The 17,739-nt window shown below is 73.3% G+C and carries 15 protein-coding genes; 8 read left to right on the plus strand and 7 right to left on the minus strand.

The window, feature by feature from the left end; all coding sequences use genetic code 11:
* Positions 1–52: 52 nt before the first annotated feature.
* Positions 53–1,480 carry a UDP-glucose dehydrogenase family protein gene (locus ACFY3U_RS25790; RefSeq protein WP_387206241.1) on the minus strand — a complete coding sequence of 476 codons (1,428 nt, stop codon included), beginning with the start codon at positions 1,478–1,480 and terminating at the stop codon, positions 53–55.
* A gap of 248 nt (positions 1,481–1,728) precedes the next feature.
* On the opposite strand from ACFY3U_RS25790, the gene ACFY3U_RS25795 reads away from it, so the two are divergent.
* On the plus strand, positions 1,729–2,892 hold the full coding sequence (locus tag ACFY3U_RS25795) for an acyl-CoA dehydrogenase family protein (RefSeq protein ID WP_387206242.1): 1,164 nt from the start codon (positions 1,729–1,731) through the stop codon (positions 2,890–2,892).
* Positions 2,893–3,126: 234 nt separating this feature from the next.
* Here the strand turns inward: ACFY3U_RS25795 and ACFY3U_RS25800 are convergent, their stop codons facing one another.
* Both ACFY3U_RS25800 and ACFY3U_RS25805 read right to left on the minus strand, forming a co-directional pair.
* Complete coding sequence (locus ACFY3U_RS25800) at positions 3,127–4,848, minus strand: ATP-binding protein (protein WP_387206244.1); 1,722 nt, start codon at positions 4,846–4,848, stop codon at positions 3,127–3,129.
* Positions 4,849–5,035: 187 nt separating this feature from the next.
* Entirely contained in the window at positions 5,036–5,692 is a 657-nt protein-coding gene (locus tag ACFY3U_RS25805) for a hypothetical protein (protein WP_387206246.1), read from the minus strand.
* A 23-nt stretch (positions 5,693–5,715) separates the two neighbouring features.
* On the opposite strand from ACFY3U_RS25805, the gene ACFY3U_RS25810 reads away from it, so the two are divergent.
* Both ACFY3U_RS25810 and ACFY3U_RS25815 read left to right on the plus strand, forming a co-directional pair.
* Entirely contained in the window at positions 5,716–6,231 is a 516-nt protein-coding gene (locus tag ACFY3U_RS25810) for an acyl-CoA thioesterase (RefSeq protein WP_387206248.1), read from the plus strand.
* A gap of 142 nt (positions 6,232–6,373) precedes the next feature.
* Positions 6,374–8,362, plus strand: coding sequence for an acetoacetate--CoA ligase (locus ACFY3U_RS25815; RefSeq protein ID WP_387206250.1), 1,989 nt, complete (start codon positions 6,374–6,376; stop codon positions 8,360–8,362).
* Positions 8,363–8,412: 50 nt separating this feature from the next.
* On the opposite strand, the gene ACFY3U_RS25820 is transcribed toward ACFY3U_RS25815, so the two are convergent.
* Positions 8,413–9,102: a TIGR03089 family protein gene (locus ACFY3U_RS25820; RefSeq protein WP_387206252.1), complete on the minus strand. Its 690-nt coding sequence runs from the start codon at positions 9,100–9,102 to the stop codon at positions 8,413–8,415.
* A 148-nt stretch (positions 9,103–9,250) separates the two neighbouring features.
* On the opposite strand from ACFY3U_RS25820, the gene ACFY3U_RS25825 reads away from it, so the two are divergent.
* The gene (locus tag ACFY3U_RS25825) at positions 9,251–10,396 is read left to right on the plus strand and encodes a glycosyltransferase family 4 protein (RefSeq protein WP_387206254.1); all 1,146 of its coding nucleotides are present in this window, start codon (positions 9,251–9,253) and stop codon (positions 10,394–10,396) included.
* Positions 10,397–10,459: 63 nt separating this feature from the next.
* On the plus strand, positions 10,460–11,551 hold the full coding sequence (locus ACFY3U_RS25830; protein WP_387206256.1) for a mannose-1-phosphate guanylyltransferase: 1,092 nt from the start codon (positions 10,460–10,462) through the stop codon (positions 11,549–11,551).
* A gap of 24 nt (positions 11,552–11,575) precedes the next feature.
* On the opposite strand, the gene ACFY3U_RS25835 is transcribed toward ACFY3U_RS25830, so the two are convergent.
* Positions 11,576–12,154, minus strand: a complete 579-nt coding sequence (locus tag ACFY3U_RS25835; RefSeq protein ID WP_387206308.1) for an NUDIX hydrolase — start codon at positions 12,152–12,154, stop codon at positions 11,576–11,578.
* Positions 12,155–12,238: 84 nt separating this feature from the next.
* On the opposite strand from ACFY3U_RS25835, the gene ACFY3U_RS25840 reads away from it, so the two are divergent.
* Positions 12,239–13,276, plus strand: a complete 1,038-nt coding sequence (locus tag ACFY3U_RS25840) for a hypothetical protein (protein WP_387206258.1) — start codon at positions 12,239–12,241, stop codon at positions 13,274–13,276.
* 277 nt (positions 13,277–13,553) lie between these two features.
* Positions 13,554–14,549, plus strand: coding sequence for an ArsR/SmtB family transcription factor (locus tag ACFY3U_RS25845; protein WP_387206260.1), 996 nt, complete (start codon positions 13,554–13,556; stop codon positions 14,547–14,549).
* Positions 14,550–14,612: 63 nt separating this feature from the next.
* Here ACFY3U_RS25845 and ACFY3U_RS25850 read toward each other — a convergent pair whose 3' ends face one another.
* Together ACFY3U_RS25850 and cofD are read right to left on the minus strand one after the other, a co-directional pair.
* Complete coding sequence (locus ACFY3U_RS25850; protein ID WP_387206262.1) at positions 14,613–15,701, minus strand: coenzyme F420-0:L-glutamate ligase; 1,089 nt, start codon at positions 15,699–15,701, stop codon at positions 14,613–14,615.
* Complete coding sequence (gene cofD, locus ACFY3U_RS25855; RefSeq protein ID WP_387206264.1) at positions 15,698–16,645, minus strand: 2-phospho-L-lactate transferase; 948 nt, start codon at positions 16,643–16,645, stop codon at positions 15,698–15,700. Before cofD ends, ACFY3U_RS25850 begins: the two co-directional genes overlap by 4 nt.
* A gap of 98 nt (positions 16,646–16,743) precedes the next feature.
* Between cofD and ACFY3U_RS25860 the strand changes: the two genes are divergently transcribed.
* A complete protein-coding gene (locus ACFY3U_RS25860) occupies positions 16,744–17,709 on the plus strand; it encodes a hypothetical protein (protein ID WP_387206266.1) in 966 nt (321 codons plus the stop codon).
* The last annotated feature ends 30 nt before the right edge of the window (positions 17,710–17,739 follow it).

A 17,739-nucleotide genomic window follows, 5' to 3' on the forward strand; every position in this document is an offset into this window, starting at 1 on the left:
TCAGGAGGCGTACTCCCGGCCGGCGCGTCAGGTGACGAGGGTCACTGCCCGGTCAGGGGCGGCCCATCCCGCGGTACTCCCAGCCGGCCTGGGTCCACAGTGCCGAGTCCAGGCAGTTGCGACCGTCGACCACCTTGCGGCCGGCGGCCAGCTCGCCCAGGGCGATCGGGTCGGCGTTGCGGAAGTCCGCCCACTCGGTGAGCACGCAGACCAGGTCGGCGCCGGTGACGGCGTCGTTCATGCTGGCCTCGTAGGTCAGCTCCGGGGCGACCCGGCGGGCGTTCTCGGTGCCCTGCGGGTCGTACACGTGCACGTCGGCGCCGGCCTTCGCGAGCAGTGCGGCGACGGCGAGCGCCGGAGCGTCGCGGACGTCGTCGGTGTTGGGCTTGAAGGTGGCGCCGAGCACCGCGATCCGGGTGCCGGAGAAGTCCGGCCCGGCCGGGCCGGACCGGCGGCCGAGCAGCTCGGCGGCGAGCTGCAGCACCCGGGTACGCCGACGCAGGTTGATCAGGTCGACCTCGTGCAGGAAGCGCAGCGCCTCGCCGGCGCCCAGCTCCTGGGCCCGGGCCTGGAACGCGCGGATGTCCTTGGGCAGGCAGGCGCCGCCGAAGCCGAGGCCGGCCTGGAGGAACCGGTTGCCGATCCGGGGGTCGTACCCGATGGCCCGGGCCAGCTGGGTGACGTCGCCGCCGGAGGCCTCGCAGACCTCGGCCATCGCGTTGATGAACGAGATCTTGGTGGCCAGGAAGGCGTTCGCGGCGACCTTGACCAGCTCCGCGGTGGCGAAGTCGGTGACCACCATGGGGACCTCCCGGTCCTCGGTGGCGGCCAGGTCGAAGACGCCCTTGTGGGCGGCGTAGAGCATGCTGTTCGCCCACTCGCTCTTGACGCCGACCACGATCCGGTTGGGGCGCAGCACGTCGTCGACGGCGAAGCCCTCCTGGAGGAACTCGGGGCTCCACGCCACCTCGACGCCCAGGTCGGCGGGGGTGTGCTTGCCGACCAACTGCTCCACCCACTCGGCGGTGCCGACCGGCACGGTGGACTTGCCGACGATCAGCGCCTTGCGGGTCAGCTGCTGGGCCAGCGCGGTCACCGACGCCTCGACGTACGACAGGTCGGCGCCCATCCCGTCGGCCCGCTGCGGGGTGCCGACGCAGATGAAGTGCACGTCGCCGAACTCGGCGGTCTCCGCCATGTCGGTCGAGAACCGCAGCCGGCCGGCGGCCAGGTTGCGCCGCAGCAGCTCGTCCAGGCCGGGCTCGTGGATCGGCACCTCGCCGGCGTTCAGCTTGGCGATCTTGTCGGCGTCCACGTCGAAGCCGAGGACCTCGTAGCCCAGCTCGGCGTAGCAGATGGCGTACGTCGCGCCGAGATAGCCGGTGCCCAGGAAGGTGACCCGGGGACGGGCGGCACCCGACGGGGGCGTCACCGGGGCGATGACCGGCGCCGGCTGAATGTTCGGGTACGGGATCGTCACGCCTGTCTTCTCCGCTCGCACTGGCGGCGCTTCCTTGCGTCGCGTTCGGCTGCGGCGCCGTGGCCGGGCACCGATGGGGAAACCTGTCTCTGCTGAGGGTAGTTCTGCCGGGTGGCCGCCCGTCGGGCGTGGGCCTACCCGCCGGTAACGTAGGGGGTAATCGTGGTGGCTATCCTTCAGTCTGCGGCAGTCGGCGACCTCCGGTCGCCACAGACTGCGCATGATAGCGGTGAAAGGGGAGGGCCGACATGGCCGCAGAGCAGTCGTTCGACGTCTACCGGTTGCCCGAGGAGCACGAGGCGATCCGCGAGGCGGTCCGTGAGGTCTGTGCCGCGAAGGTGGCCCCCAACGCCGCCGAGGCGGACGAGACCAGCGAGTTCCCCAAGGCGTCGTACGACGCCCTGCGGGCCGCGGACTTCCACGCCCCGCACATCCCCGTCGAGTACGGCGGTGCGGGCGCGGACGCGCTGGCCACGGCCATCGTGATCGAGGAGGTGGCGCGCGCCTGCGCGTCGTCCTCGCTGATCCCGGCGGTCAACAAGCTCGGCACCATGCCGCTGATCCTGGCCGGCTCCGAGGAGCTGAAGCGGACGTACCTGACGAAGGTGGCCGCCGGTGACGCGATGTTCTCGTACTGCCTCTCCGAGCCCGAGGCGGGCAGCGACGCCGCGTCGATGACCACCCGGGCGGTCCGCGACGGCGACCACTGGGTGCTCAACGGCGTGAAGCGGTGGATCACCAACGCCGGCGTCTCGGAGTACTACACGGTCTTCGCGGTGACGGATCCCACAGCCCGCTCGCGCGGCATCTCCGCCTTCGTGGTCGAGAAGTCCGACGCCGGGGTCAGCTTCGGCGCCCCGGAGAAGAAGCTCGGCATCAAGGGCTCGCCGACCCGCGAGGTCTACCTCGACAACGTCCGGATCCCGGCGAGCCGGATGATCGGCGCCGAGGGCACCGGCTTCGCGACCGCGATGAAGACCCTGGACCACACCCGGGTCACCATCGCCGCCCAGGCGATCGGCATAGCCCAGGGCGCGCTCGACTACGCCAAGGGCTACGTCCAGGAGCGCAAGCAGTTCGGCAAGGCGATCGCCGAGTTCCAGGGCGTCCAGTTCATGCTCGCCGACATGGGCATGAAGCTGGAGGCGGCCCGGCAGCTCACCTACGCGGCGGCCGGCAAGTCCGAGCGCGGCGACGCCGACCTGACCTACTTCGGCGCGGCGGCCAAGTGCTTCGCCTCGGACGCAGCCATGGAGATCACCACCGACGCGGTGCAGCTGCTCGGCGGCTACGGATACACCCGTGACTACCCGGTCGAGCGGATGATGCGGGACGCCAAGATCACCCAGATCTACGAGGGCACCAACCAGGTGCAGCGCATCGTGATGGCCCGGCAGCTGTTGAAGGACTGAAACCGCCCTGTTTTCGCAGCTCAAAGCGCTGATGATGACGTGTCTCTATCCGGCGGAGTGGTTGGTTCGGCGCCGAGATGTCAGTAATCTACGGATGCGCTCCGGCGATGCCCGGGCCGGAGCGTTTCCGCAGGTAGAGACCTATCGGCCCGGTCGCCGGTTGTCGTTCGACCGCACGGCGGCCGAAGGCATCCTGGGCACATCCTGGGGTTGGGATCCTCTGTGGACATCCGCTCAGTGAGTGGGGAGGGATCCGACCCATCGGTATCGTCGTTTGGGGCTTCGTGCTGCTCCGACGGCGATGACGGTGTCAGCCCTGACCAGCGCGCGTAGATGGTTGAGGACGGCGGTGCGTGACAGTCCGGTGAGTTCGACGAGCTCTCCTGCTGTCGCTTCTCCCTGGCTCCTGAGCGCCTCGCTGACGTCAGGCAGGAGGTTGGTGAAGAGGTCAGGCTCCTTTGCCCGACCGGCTGCTGTGGGATCGATTACGTACTGTGCGTAGCGCCGTCCGCCCTCCTTTACGGCCAGTCCTTGGTCAACGAGATCCCTCAGGACCTGACCGGCAGCGATGCGGTCTACGCCCCATTGCCGCAGCATCTCGTTCGTGAGGTAGTTCTCGCGCAGCATCGCGAGAGCGATCTCATGCGCGGGTGTGGGCAAGTGTGCGTGCAGACCGGCGATCCAGCGGCGAACTTCGGGATTGAGGAGTTCGGAGCGGGCCATGGTGACCACGAAGCTGGAGATGGAACTCCTGAAGTTCGGCCGTGGCAGGCCCCGGCGTCGCGCTACAGCGAGCATCGCGGGGATGCCTGAAGACCGGTTCTCGGCGACGAGTTCGTTCGACGACGGGAGGTAGGTGTCTGCGAGGAGGCTCGCCAAGACGGCATTGCGCGACGACGAGATGCCTTCCTCGCCGAGTTCGTCGACGACGACGCCCCCGTAGAGGCCACCTGGACTGCGGACGACAAGGCGGTCGGGGAACAGCTCAACCTGCACCTGGGTGCCTCTCGTCACGGGGCTGTAGTCGCGGTGCAGCAGGGCGTTGACGACCGCCTCGCGGACGGCTTCGAGCGGGTACTCGACCTCATCCATGCGTCCACCGTGATCGCTGATGACTGCGCGGACTGCGAGGCTGCGGCGGAGTACCAAAAGGGTGGTCTCGACCATTTCAGGGATAGAGCCCCGGACTGTCTGGTTGTCGAGGAACCTTACGCCGGAGGCCGGATCCGGGCCGTGCACGACCACCGAGACCATCAGCTGAGGGAAGTGCTGTTGCGGAAATTGCCCGTAGGCCAGGAGCCCGGCGAGCGTCAACGACGATTCGGTTGCGGGCCCCGCCGTTATGCCAAGCCGGTAGAGGACGGTGGCGTCGTCGGACTGCGCGAGCTTCGGGTATCCAGTCCGCATCCTCCGCAGCGTGCGGCGCACGGCCTCGTCGTCCAGGTCGTCCGCAGAGGTCCCGTCAACGGGTTCGCGGTCGTACATCGGTTGAGTCCGGGCGGCTGTGACCATCGCGATCTCTGCCTGGGTCATGTGGCGGTCGCCGTCGCCCCCGCGAAGGTATGACCCGCTGGAGATGCCTTGCGCGGTAACGTAGACCGGACGCTGGTCCGCCGGGGTGGGCGGCACCTCCGCGACCACCAAGCGGTGCCCGTCGACCTCGACTATCTCGGTGCTGATGCGCAGTGGGGGTGTGAGGTCGTCTCGTGACATCTGCACCAGAGCGTTCCGGAGTCCGGCGGGATCGGTCAGCTCGACGAGGGTGAACCCACTCTGCTCGTCGACGCCGAGCAGGAGCGTCCCGCCGTCGGTGTTCGCGAAGGCGGAGAGCGTCTCGCGAACGGACTTCGGCAGCCCTTCGGCGGCCCGCTTCGCTTCGACACCCGAAGGCTCACCGCCCATCCGACGCAGAGTGGCGAGCATCTCGATCACGTCGTCAGCAATCACAGAACCCATGACATCACCGAACTTCGCACTTGGCAAGCGGTGTGTGAAGTAGGTGTTAAGCTTGCCAAGGTTCAGGCCAGGGTTACGGCGTGATCAACGCTTGACTCCAGGTCCCAGGGGTGCGGGTATGGCCACGCCCCCCGCCTTCGACGGGTCAGGCGGGCGGGCCGGTGGGGCCGGCCCGCCCGTTGTCGTCTCAGCGTTGGTCGGTCGGGTGGTCGGGCTGGCTGCCGTACCGCGGCGGGGCGGACCACGGCGACTCGCCGCCGCTGCGCCGGGGCAGCGGCTCGGTCGGGGTCTCCGGGTAGCCGAGGCTGAGCGGGGCGGTGTCCGGCTCGGCGCGGCTGGGCGGCGGGGGCCAGTCGGTGTAGGTGGGGGTGTCGTCGGTGGGCGTACCGGCCGGGGTCAGCTCCGCCCCGGCCGAGGGTCGCGGCCAGCGCCGCCAGCGCTGCCCGCTGAACACCGCCACCAACAGCAGCAGGCCGATCAGGAACAGGGTGCCGTCCTGCACCGGTTCGCGCAGCGGCAGCGGGTCACCGAGCAGCTTGTGTCCCTCCGGGATCTTGTCGAGCACGGTGAACGGGGCGACGAACATTCCGACGTACGGGGTGATCAGTAGCAGCCCGGCGACCAGCGGGCCGAGCGGTGAGACACGTAGCGTGCCGAGCAGGCCGAGCAGGATGCCGGCGACGCCCAGGTAGACGGCCGGCTCGATCAGGTTGGGCGTGCTGTACGTGCCGATCTCCACCCAGCGGTGCACGGTCCGGCCCGACCCGTCCTGCCCGAGGGTGACCAGCACCCAGGTGATGGGCGCCACCACCAACCCGGCGAGGAAGCTCCAGAGATGTCGCATCCGCGCACCGTACCGTTTCGGTCATGAACGAGCACCCCTCCACCCTGCCGGGTAAGCCGACCTCGTACTCCCGCGTCACGCTGAGTCGCATCATGACCGCCGTCGATGTCAATCTGTACGGGTCCGTGCACGGTGGGGTACTGATGAAGTTCGTCGACGACGTGGCCGGCGCGGCGGCGGCCCGGCACAGCGGCGGCACCGCGGTCACCGCGTCCATCGACGAGATCGTGTTCGCCGAGCCGGTCCGGGTGGGCGATCTGGTGCACGCGCACGCCCAGGTGAACTGGACGGGCAACACCTCCATGGAGGTCGGGGTGCGGGTGGTCGCCGAGCGGTGGGACTCGGCCGAGGACGAGCCGGTCGGGGTGGCCACCGCGTACCTGGTCTTCGTCGGGGTGGACGTGGGCGGCGCGCCCCGCGCGGTCCGGCCGGTGCTGCCGGAGACCGCCGAGGACGAGCGCCGGTTCAAGGAGGCGGAGATCCGCCGGGCGCACCGGCTGGCCCGGCGCCGGGCGATCCAGGAGCACCGGGCGGGCTGAGCCACACCGTCGGCCGCCGGGAGGTGTGGCCCGGCCACGCCCCCCGGCCGCCCCCCGGTGCGGAGAATGGCGCTGCGCGGTAGGGCAAGATGGCGCCACGGCCCACACAGTGTCGTGACCGGGCCCGAGGGAGGGTGGAGCAGTGGCTGACGTGCTGTGGACGCCGCCGGCGGACGTACGCGAGCGGTCCCGGATCGGGGCGTACCTGCGCTGGCTGGCCGAGCACCGGGGGCTTGAGTTCGCCGACTACGACGCGTTGTGGCAGTGGTCGGTGACCGACCTGGACTCCTTCTGGCGCTCGATCTGGGACCACTTCGAGGTGGTCGCGCACACCCCGCCGACGGCGACCCTCGCCGACCGGACCATGCCGGGCGCCCGGTGGTTCCCGGGCGCCACCCTCAACTACGCCGAGAACGTGCTGCGGATGCCCGGCCGGGCGGACGACGAACCGGTGGTGATCGCGCACGGGCAGACCCGCGCGCCGGTCACGCTGACCGCCGGGCAGCTGCGCGAGCAGGTCCGCCGGGTGGCGGCCGGGCTTCGCCGGCTCGGCGTGGGCGCCGGGGACCGGGTGGCCGCGTACGCGCCGAACATCCCCGAGACGTACGTGCTGCTGCTGGCCACCGCCAGCCTGGGCGCGATCTTCTCGTCCTGCGCGCCGGAGTTCGGCACCCGCAGCGTCACCGACCGCTGGCAGCAGATCGAGCCCACCGTGCTGGTCGCGGTGGACGGCTACCGGTACGGCGACAAGCCGGTCGACCGGCGCGCCGAGGTGGCGGCGATCCGGGCCGCGCTGCCGTCGCTGCGGCACACCGTCGGCATCGGCTACCTCGACCCGGCCGGCCCGCCACCGCAGGGCGCGCTCGACTGGGCCGAGCTGGCCGCCGACACCGACGAGCCGCTGACCTTCTCCCCGGTGCCGTTCGGCCACCCGCTCTACGTGCTCTACTCCTCCGGCACCACCGGGCTGCCGAAGCCGATCGTGCACGGCCACGGCGGGATCCTGCTGGAGCACCTGAAGATGCTCGCCCTGCACCACGACCTGGGCCCGGCCGACCGGTTCTTCTGGTTCACCACCACCGGCTGGATGATGTGGAACTTCCTGGTCTCCGGGCCGGCGGTGGGCGCGACGATCGTGCTCTTCGACGGCAATCCAGGCCACCCTGATCTGGGCGGCCTGTGGCGGCTGGCCGAGGAGACCGGCACCACGTACTTCGGCACCTCCGCGCCGTACCTGCTGGCCTGCCGCAAGGCGGGCCTGGTGCCGCGGGAGGTCGCCGACCTGTCCGCGCTGCGCGGGGTCGGCTCGACCGGTGCGCCGCTGCCCGCCGAGGGCTTCACCTGGGTGTACGAGAACGTCGGCGACACCCTGCAGCTCCAGTCGCTCTCCGGCGGCACGGACGTCTGCACCGGCTTCGTCGGTGGGGTGCCGCTGCTGCCGGTGTACGCCGGTGAGATCGCCTGCCGGGCGCTCGGCGCGAAGGTGGAGGCCCGCTCGGCCGACGGCACCCCGGTCATCGGCGAGCTGGGCGAGCTGGTGATCACCGCGCCGATGCCGAGCATGCCGGTGGGCTTCTGGAACGACCCGGACGGCGCGCGCTACCGCGAGGCGTACTTCTCGGTCTATCCCGGGGTGTGGCGGCACGGTGACTGGATCACCATCAACGACCGGGGCGGCTGCGTGATCACCGGCCGCTCCGACGCCACCCTGAACCGCGGCGGCGTCCGGCTCGGCACCGCCGAGTTCTACTCGGTGGTGGAGGGCCTGGACGAGGTCGTCGACTCGGTGGTGGTGCACCTGGAGGACGACGAGGGCGGCGCCGGCGAGCTGCTGCTCTTCGTGGTGCTCGCCGAGGGCCTGGAGCTCGACGACGACCTGCGGAAGAAGATCTGCCGCGAGCTGCGCACCGCGCTGTCCCCCCGGCACGTGCCCGACGAGATCCACCAGGTCCGCGCCGTCCCGCGCACCCTGAGCGCGAAGAAGCTCGAGGTCCCGGTCAAGAAGATCCTCACCGGCACCCCGGTGGACAGCGCGGCTGCCAAGGGCGCCCTGGCCAACCCGGAGTCCCTCACGGCCTTCGCCACCTTCGCCCAACGCCGCGCCGAGTCCGACACCCCCACCCCCGCGTAACCCGTCACGCCCGCGCGCCCCACGCCCCGGCGGCGGGCGCGCGGCGCGGGTCAGGGGAGGGTGTGGGTGGTCTTCTCGGTGGTGGCGCGGGTGGGGAGGCGGGCGGGGTCGGGGTTCGCGCAGGCGACCACGCTCGCTCGGGCGAGCAGGGGAGTGAGCAGCCAGTCGACCGGGTCGGGGTGGGCGGTCGCGTCGACCAGGAGCCGGTCGCCGGGGGCCAGCCCCAGGTCCGCCGCGCGCCGGGCCGCGCGGGCCAGCAGGTCCGCGTCCGCCTCGCCGCCCTGGGGGTACGGGGTGAAGTGGTCACCCTGGGTGCGGACCTCCGACACGAAGTCGGCGAACCCGTCCGGCACCTGACGCATCGGCAGCGCGAACGGGTCGAGCGCCAGCGCGTACGAGTCGCCGGCCGACCAGCGCGCCGCCTGGGCGACCCGGTCGACGGCGGCGAAGAGCACGTCCACGTCGCCCGCGAGGTCGACCACGGTCAGCTTCGCCGACCAGCAGCCCAGCAGCACGGCGGCGGTCTGCCAGTGCGGCGGCAGCAACACGCCCGCGGTGTCGCCGGGGGCGAGGGCCAGCTCGTCGACGAGCAGGTTGGCCGTCTTGGCCGCCCAGTTCGCCAGGGTGGCGCCGGAGAGCTCGGTGCGCTCGCCGGTGGCGTCGTCGTACCAGGTCAGCAGCGGTCGGGTCGGGTCGGGCGCGATCGCGTCGGCGAACACCCGGGCAATGTTGTCGGCCATCGACGCGAACGATACGCCGCCGCGCCGCGTACCCGATGACGACAAGTCGGCGTACGGTCGGGTCGCAGTCAGCGACCGGCCCGGGCTCCGGCGTAGGCTTGCCCGCAGTGTCGTTGCCCACAGGTTCGCCAGTGCAAGGAGTCGCCCCGTGACCGCCGGTCGCCCGCCCCGCGTGCTCATCGACGCCACGAGTGTCCCCGCCGACCGCGGCGGTGTCGGTCGATACGTCGACGGCCTGCTCGGTGCCCTCGGCGCCGTCTGCGGTCAGGCGATCGACCTGGTCGTGGTGAGCCTCCGCACCGACCTGGAGCGTTACACCCGGATGCTGCCCGGGGCGGAGGTGGTGCCGGCGCCGGCCGCGGTCGCGCACCGGCCCGCCCGGCTCGCCTGGGAGCAGACCGGCCTGCCGCTGCTGGCCCAGCAGGTCGGCGCCGAGGTGCTGCACTCGCCGTTCTACACCTGCCCGCTGCGGGCCGGCTGCCCGGTCACGGTGACCGTGCACGACGCGACCTTCTTCACCGAGCCGGAGCACTACGACAAGTCCCGCCGGACGTTCTTCCGCAGCGCCATCAAGACCTCGCTGCGCCGCGCCGACCGGGTGATCGTGCCGAGCAAGGCCACCCGCGACGAGCTGATCCGGCTGCTGGACGCCGACCCCACCCGGATCGACGTCGCCTACCACGGCGTGGACCAGTCGGCCTTCCACGCGCCGAGCGAGGAGGAGAAGGCCCGGGTCCGGGCCCGCCTCGGGCTGGGCGGCAGCAGCTACATCGCCTTCCTCGGCGCCAAGGAGCCGCGCAAGAACGTGCCCAACCTGATCCGCGGCTGGGCCCGGGCGGTGGCCGACCGGGAGAACCCGCCGGCCCTGGTGGTGGCCGGTGGTCAGGGGCACGACGACGACATCGACCGGGCGGTCGCCGAGGTCCCCTCGCACCTGCGCCTGCTGCGCCCCGGCTACCTGCGCTACGCCGACCTGCCCGGCTTCCTCGGCGGTGCCCTGGTCGCCGCCTATCCGTCCTACGGCGAGGGTTTCGGCCTGCCCATCCTCGAGGCGATGGCGTGCGCCGCGCCGGTGCTGACCACCCCCCGGCTGTCGCTGCCCGAGGTCGGCGGCGACGCGGTGGCGTACACCAGCGAGGATCCGGAGCAGATCGGCGCCGACCTGGCCGCCCTGCTCGACGACGAGCAGCGCCGGTTGGCGCTGGCGAAGGCCGGTTTCGACCGGGCCAAGGAGTTCACCTGGGAGTCCAGCGCCGAGGTGCACATCGCGGCCTGGAGTCGGGCGCGTTCCTGAATGTCCGCTGCGGGTAGCGCGGACCCGACGGCCGTCCCCCACCCGGTCGGGCATGATGTGCGGGTGATCTACGCCGTCATTCCGGCGGGTGGCAGCGGCACCAGGTTGTGGCCGCTGTCCCGCGCCGGGCACCCGAAGTTTCTCCATCCGCTCACCGGCACCGCCGCCTCGCTGCTGCAGGCGACGGTCGACCGGCTGGCGCCGCTGGCCACCCCGGAGTGCACCCTGGTCGTCACCGGGGCGGCGCACGCGGCGGCGGTGGCCCGCCAGCTGACCGGGGTGCCGGAGGAGAACATCCTGGTGGAGCCGTCGCCGCGGGATTCCTGCGCGGCCATCGCGCTGGCCGCCGCGGTGATCGCGACCCGCAACCCGGAGGCGGTGATGGGGTCCTTCGCGGCCGACCACCTGATCCGGGACACCGGCGTCTGGGCGGAGACGGTGCGCGCCGCGGTGCGCGGTGCCGAGCAGGGGCTGCTGATGACGGTGGGGATCACCCCGACCCGCGCCGAGACCGGGTACGGCTACCTGGAGACCGGCGAGCCGACCGGCGACGGTCCGCTGCGCCCGGTGCTCGAGTTCAAGGAGAAGCCGGCCGCGCCGGTCGCCGAGTCGTACCTGCGCTCGGGGCGGCACCTGTGGAACGCCAGCATGTTCGTCTGGCGGGTGGACGTCTTCCTCGCCGAGCTGGCCCGCCAGCAGCCGGCCCTGCACGCCGGGGTCACCGCCATCGCCGCCGCCTGGGGCACTCCCGAGCAGGACGAGGTGCTCGGCACCGTCTGGCCGACCCTGCCGAAGATCTCGGTCGACTACGCGGTGATGGAGGGCGCGGCGACCGTCGGTCGGGTGGCCACCGTGCCGGGCGACTTCGGCTGGAACGACGTCGGCGACTTCCACACCCTCGGCGAGGTGCTGCCGGCCGACGGGGCGGGCAACGTGGTGCTCGGCACCGACGCCAAGCCGGGCGTGCTGCTGCACGACTGCGCCGACCTGGTCGTGGTGCCGCAGTCCGGGAGACTGGTGGCCGCCCTCGGCCTGCGGGACCTGATCGTGGTGGACACCCCGGACGCCCTGCTGGTCTGCCCTCGTGACCGGGCTCAGGAGGTCAAGACCCTGGTCGACGAGCTGAAGGGCCGCGGCGAGGAGGGCCTGATCTGAGCCCGCGGCCCGGCCCCGCCCGCCTCAGCGGCGGCGCAGGGCGGCCAGCGCCGGGGCGACCAGCTGGGTGGTGCCGCCCGCCAGCGGCTCGGGCAGCCGGTCCGGCGGGAACCAGCCCAGCGCCTCGGACTCGTCGCTGACCCGCTCCACCGCGCCGGCCGGTGCGAAGACGGCGAACCGCACGTCGTAGTGCAGCGAGCCGCCCTGGCAGGCCACCGGGTGGACGTCCACGTCGATCGGCAGCGGGTCCACCACCAGTCCCGGGATGCCCGACTCCTCGGTCGCCTCCCGCAGGGCGGCGCCGGCGAGGGTCCGGTCGCCCGGCTCGCAGTGCCCACCGAGCTGCACCCATCGGCGCAGCTTGCCGTGCAGGCAGAGCAGCACCCGGGAACCGGTGGGGTCGAGCACCAGCGCGCTGGCCGTGACGTGCCCGGAGCGATGACCCCGGCCCAGCGCCGCCGGCCCGGCGGCCAGCAGCTCCAGGGTGCGGTCGCGGGCCGCGGCGGCGGCCGGCGAGGTCGGTGTCCAGGCGCTCAGCACCGCCGTCGCGTCGCCGTGCAGCCCGGCGTACGCGTCGGCGCCGCCCGGGCGGGAGGCGGTCAGGTCGGTGGTCGCGGGCAGGCCGGCGGGCAAAGGGCTGTCAGGCACCCCGCCACTGTACGAGCGTCGGCTTCGTACCCTGGCCCGGTGACCCTGCGACTGCTCGAGTTCGTGGTGGCCGGCAACGAGGCCAGTGACCTGCTGCCGGTCCGTTCCGTCGCGCTGCTGCGCGCGCACCGGGCCCGCCGTGGCTTCTGGACGGTGCTCGACGAGGGGCCGGTGGAGGCGTGCCTGGCCCTGCTGCTGGAGCGCGAGGACGGCGAGTGGGTGGCGCACCACGTGCCGGCCGACGCGGGCGCGGAGAACGGCCGCACCGAGGACGGCGAGGCGCTGGCCCACCACGACGGCTGGGTCTACGTCTTCGGCTCGCACTTCGGCTCGAAGGCCGGCCCGCTGCGCCCCCGCCGGGCGTTCGTGGCCCGGTTCCGCGAGGACGACGCGGCGGGCGGCACGCTGCCGGTGCAGGTGGTGCGCAACCGGTTCCGGCTGCACCGGGCGGTGAACGACGCCCTGCTGGCGGCCCCGTTCACCCCGCTGCCGCCCGGTGACCGGGTGCGGGAGCGGTTCATCGTCGAGACGCTGGCCCGGGGCACCGCCCGGACGAAGAGCTGGGTGACCCGGCTCGCCCCGGACGACCTGCCGCTCAACGTGGAGGCGGCCGCGTTCGACCCGGACGGCACCGTGCTGCTGGGGCTGCGGTTCCCGGTGACCGCCGACGGTGAGCCCGTCCTGGTCGAGCTGGCCGGGGTGCCGGAGATGTTCACCGCGCCGGGCAGTTGGCCGCGGGCCGGCCGGGCGTACGCGCTGACCGGGGTGACCCCGCCCGGTGCGCTGGTCGGCTTCCGGGCGATCACCCCGACCGCCGACGGCGGGTACGCGGCGGTCATCGGCTCGATCGACGCGCTGGGCAAGGGTTCGGTGCTGCTCGACGACCATCCGGCCGGCGGCGAGGTGACCTCCCGGCACGTACGGTTCGACCGGCCGGGCGCGACCGGCTGGCGGGTGCCGGCCGAGCTGGTGGCCGATCTGGCGCCGTTCCACCACGTGGAGGGGCTGGCCGAGCTGGACGGGCGGTGTTGCTACGTCACCGACGAGGACCACCGGGTGGCGCTGTGGATGAGCTGACCGGACGGGCGGACGCCCGGGTGGCACCTCTGCGGAACGTCGGCCGCAAACCCTCGTGGTGCCGCCCGGGCGTCATTTCCCCTGACCCCCCAGGGCGCCCGGGGTGCGTGACGGTCGAGACCCCTTCGCACGCCGCACCGGGCAGGGAGAGCATGCCAAGCGGGGCGCGGGGCGGTCGAGGTCTTTCAGTCCTCGCTTAAAGTTGGAGATTAGTACCGCCGGGTACAGTGCGAGGGTCGGCGGCCACCCCTCGGCCCGCCCCAGGAGAGCGCTCCCAATGTTGACCATCCACTTCTCCCGGGAGGACGTGCTCCGGACCCGGGTCGCGCCCAACGCGGACCCGCTCTGGGAGCTCGTCCTCAGCCTGCACCGGCTGCAGGCACGCGTGCGTGACCCGTTGCTGTCCGGCTGGCGCCGGGGGGTGGGCCGGGAGCTGCGCCGGGACGACGCCGTCGACCAGCTCCGGCTGCTGCTCGCGCTGACCCCGCCGCGCGGCTACTTCCCGGACTTCCTCACCCCGTACGCCGGGGTGCAGGGCTTCGCGGCGGGGCTGGAGGCGGTCCGCGCCACCCCGACCAGCCTGCTGCAGCGGGACCTGACCGTGCTCTCCGGCCGCCGGCCGCTGCCCTCGGTGGCCGCCCGGCTGGCCCGCGGCGAGCCGGCGGTGCTGCGCGAACTGACCGACTCCATGGTCCGGTACCGGTCGCTGGCGATCGAGCCGTACTGGGGGCGGATCCAGGCGGCGGTGGACGCCGACCGGACCCGCCGGGCCCGGGCCATGCTCGAAGGTGGCGCGGAGGGCCTGCTGGCCAGCCTGCGGCCCACCGTGCGGTGGGAGTCCGGCGTGCTGGAGGTGCGGGACTATCCACACAGCAGGGAGCTGCACCTGGACGGTCGCGGGCTGCTGCTGGTCCCGTCGTTCTTCTGCGCGGGCACCCCGGTGGCGCTGCTCGACCCCGCCTTGCCGCCGGTGCTCGTCTATCCGGTCGACCGACTCGGCGGCCTGGCGCCCAAACCCGGCGCGGCGTCGGTGGACGGCTCCGGGCGGGAGGCGTTGGCCGCGCTGCTCGGCCGCACCCGGGCCGCGGTGCTGGAGGCCACCGACGACGGGTGCACCACCGGCGATCTGGCCCGCCGGCTGCAGATTTCCCCGGCGGCGGCCAGCCAGCACACCGCCGTCCTGCGCAACGCCGGGCTGCTGGTCAGCCGGCGGGACCGCAACCGGGTGCTGCACACGCTCACCCCGCTCGGCCGCGCCATGCTCGACTCCTGACCGGCCACCCTCGCGTACGGGAACGAGCCGCGGCCTGCCCCGCCCGCGGGGGACGGCCGGGGGTCAGATCGCCAGGCAGGCGCTGGCGGTGCTGCCGGTGGGCGGCGCCAGCAGCGCCGAGCCGATCCCCTCGGCGGCCAGCGCGGTGCGCAGCCGCTGCAGGTCCGCCCCGAACCGGACCAGGTCCGGCCGGTCCACCGGGGTGGGCGCGGCGCCGAGCACCAGGCCGGTGGCGTACGCCGGCCAGCCCGGCACCTTCGCGGTCAGGCCGGCGCGTACCTCGTCGTCGGTGACGTGGGTGAAGGCGGTGCCGGGGGCGACCACGTCGGCCACCGCGTCGATCGCCCGCCGCACCGCGGCCGGGTCGACCGGCGCGTGGCCCGGCCCGTCGTCCACGGTCGCGGCGGTACGCAGCCCCTCGGCGCGCGCCTCCGCGGTGCCGAGCGAGAACAGGTCCAGCGCGCTCTCCCGGACCAGCGCCGAGGCCCCGTCCGGGTCGTCGGAGCGCGGTACGCCCAGGTACCCCCGGATCACCGCGACCGGCACCTGGTCGCGCTTGCCCTTGATCAGCTCACCGGCGCCGGCCAGCTCGTCGACCACCGCCATCTGGGTCAGCTGCAGCTCGTTGCCGTACGGGTCGACCTCGCCCCGGTGGTCGCGGATCGCCGGCATCCCGGCCACCCCGAGCGCCACGTCGGTCAGCCCGTTGCGCCAGGGCCGGCCCATCGTGTCGCTGATGATCACCGCCACGTCGACCCGGTAGCGCTCGCGCAGGGCGGCGCGCAGCGCCCGGGCCGAGGCGTCCGGGTCCACCGGGAGCAGCACCAGCCGGGTCTTGTCCACGTTGGACGCGTCGATCCCGGCGGAGGCCATCACGAAGCCGTGGTGGGTCTGCACGATCCGGGTCGGCCCGCGGCTGGCCACCACCCGGGCGGTCTCCGCGGCCAGCACCGCGTCCCGGGCGGCCAGCCGTTCCGGGCCGTCGGCCGGCACCTCGACCAGCCGGCCCTCGGCCTTCGACACGATCTTGCTGGTCACCACCAGCACGTCGCCGTCGCGCAGCCACGGCGCGGCGGTGGCGATCAACGTCGCCAGGTCGTCGCCCTCGGTCACGTCTCCGATGCCCGGCACCGGCAGGATCTCCAGCCTCACACCAGCTCCATCGTGGCGCGGACCATCGCCGCCGTCGCCGCCTCGTCGGTCATCCGCAGCGGGGCCGAGCGGACCGTCACGCCCGGCACCACGGCCTGATCGTCCTCCGGCGCCACCAGCCAGCCGTCGAGCAGCCCGCCGTCGCCACGGCCGCCGTAGAGCCGGCCCACCCCGGCCGCGCTGCACTCCGCGCCGAGCACTGCCAGGCAGCGGTCGGCCATCCCGCGCACCGGCGCGCCGCCGATGATCGGCGACACCCCGACCACCCGGGCCGGGCCGGCCGTGACCGCCTCGCGCAGGCCGGGCACCGCGAGGATCGGCGCCACGCTCACCACCGGGTTGCTCGGCGCGAGCAGCACCACGTCCGCCGCCGCGAGCGCCTCCCGCACGCCGGGCGCCGGCTTGGCGGTCTCCGCCCCGACGAAGACGAACCGGTGGGTGGGCACGTCCGCCCGGTACCGCACCCACCACTCCTGGAAGTGGATCGCCCGCTGGCCGCCGTCCAGGTCGGCCACCACGTGCGTCTCCAGCCGGTCGTCGGTGGCCGGCAGCAGCCGTACGCCGGGCTGCCATCGGGTGGCCAGCGCCTCGGTGACCGCCGACAGCGGGTAGCCGCCGCCCAGCATGGTGGTGCGCACCAGGTGGGTGGCGATGTCCCGGTCGCCCAGCCCGAACCAGGTCGGCTCGGCGCCGTAGGCGGCCAGCTCCTGCTTGACCGTCCACGTCTCGTCCTGCCGCCCCCAGCCGCGCTCGCGGTCGGCGCCGCCGCCCAGCGTGTACAGCACGCTGTCCAGGTCGGGGCAGACCTTGAGGCCGTGCAGGTACAGGTCGTCGCCGACGTTGACCACGGCGGTCACCTCGGCGCCCACCTCCCGGGCGTACGCCCGGACGCCGAGCAGGAACCGGGCGCCACCGATGCCGCCGGTCAGAACCACGATGCGCATGCCGTCCATCCTCGCGCACGCACCGGCTACCGTCCGGCGGTGCCCCGGGAGACTAGGCTCACGTGCGTTCCCGACCGTCGTCGTCCGAGGGAGAGCATGTGACCAGCCCCGCCGAGCCCGGGTCGCCCGACGCGACGCGGGTCCGCCAGCTCACCCGGCCGCTGCGCGAACTGGCCGCGCTCGTCCTGCTCGGCGCGAACGCCCTGCTGCTGTTCGTGGGCTTCGTCCGGCTGCTCGTGCCGTCCGACTACGGCACCTTCTCCGGGCGGGCCGGCAGCGAGTTCTTCTCCTTCGTCGGCGTGGAGTCGACCGTCCTGCCGCTGCTGGCCGTGCTGCTCGCCACGCACGTCGACCCGGTGCTGCCGCGGGCGAAGCAGATCACCCAGGCGGCCGTCGGCGAGTACGCCTTCGGCGCGCTGTTCGGCGTGCTGACCTTCCTGATCTGGCTGGTCGGTCGGCTGGCCGAGGCGGAGGTGCTGGACGGGCTGCTCGGCATGCTGACCCGGGTCGCCTGGTTCGGGGTTTTCGCGGTGGCCGCGTTCGTCGTCTACCGGGTGTGGCGGACGTATTACCACGTCCCGCGCCCCAAGCCGCAGCCCGGCGTGTACGGCCAGCCGCAGCCCGGCTGGCCCCAGCAACCCGGCCCGGGCGGCTACGGCGTCCCCGGCCAGTACGGCCCACCCGCCCCGGCGGGGCCCTTCGGCGCCGCCCCGCACTCCGCACCGCCCCACGGCGGCCCGCAGCAGCCGCCTCACGGCCCTGGGCAGCAGTCGCCCTACGCCGGGCCCCAGCAGCCGTTCCACGGGGCCGGGCAGCTGTCGCCCTTCGGCGGTCCGCAGCAGCCGCCCTACGGCGCCGCGCCGCACGGCGGGGCGCCGGCCGGCGGGCCCGGGCAGCCGGCGTCGCCGTTCGGCGGGACGAACACCGCCCCGCCGTTTGGCCAGCCACCGTCGGCCGACCCCACGCAGACCATCCCGCGCCAGCCGGGCGAAGCGGGGCCGTCGGCGGGCACCGACGACCCCGCCCGGACCCAGCGCCGGGACGACCCGAACTCTCCCCGCTGACCGGTCGTCACCGCCGGGCCGCCCGTGCCG

Source organism: Micromonospora sp. NPDC000089, assembly GCF_042899365.1.
In the GTDB taxonomy this organism is placed as follows: Bacteria; Actinomycetota; Actinomycetes; order Mycobacteriales; family Micromonosporaceae; genus Micromonospora.

Coding starts and splice junctions, on each gene's coding strand:
- ACFY3U_RS25805 (WP_387206246.1), bottom strand. CDS start 5,692: ATGCGACATCTCTGGAGCTTCCTCGCCGGGTTGGTGGTGGCGCCCATC.
- ACFY3U_RS25795 (WP_387206242.1), top strand. CDS start 1,729: ATGGCCGCAGAGCAGTCGTTCGACGTCTACCGGTTGCCCGAGGAGCAC.
- ACFY3U_RS25810 (WP_387206248.1), top strand. CDS start 5,716: ATGAACGAGCACCCCTCCACCCTGCCGGGTAAGCCGACCTCGTACTCC.
- ACFY3U_RS25820 (WP_387206252.1), bottom strand. CDS start 9,102: ATGGCCGACAACATTGCCCGGGTGTTCGCCGACGCGATCGCGCCCGAC.
- ACFY3U_RS25845 (WP_387206260.1), top strand. CDS start 13,554: ATGTTGACCATCCACTTCTCCCGGGAGGACGTGCTCCGGACCCGGGTC.
- ACFY3U_RS25800 (WP_387206244.1), bottom strand. CDS start 4,848: ATGGGTTCTGTGATTGCTGACGACGTGATCGAGATGCTCGCCACTCTG.
- cofD (WP_387206264.1), bottom strand. CDS start 16,645: ATGCGCATCGTGGTTCTGACCGGCGGCATCGGTGGCGCCCGGTTCCTG.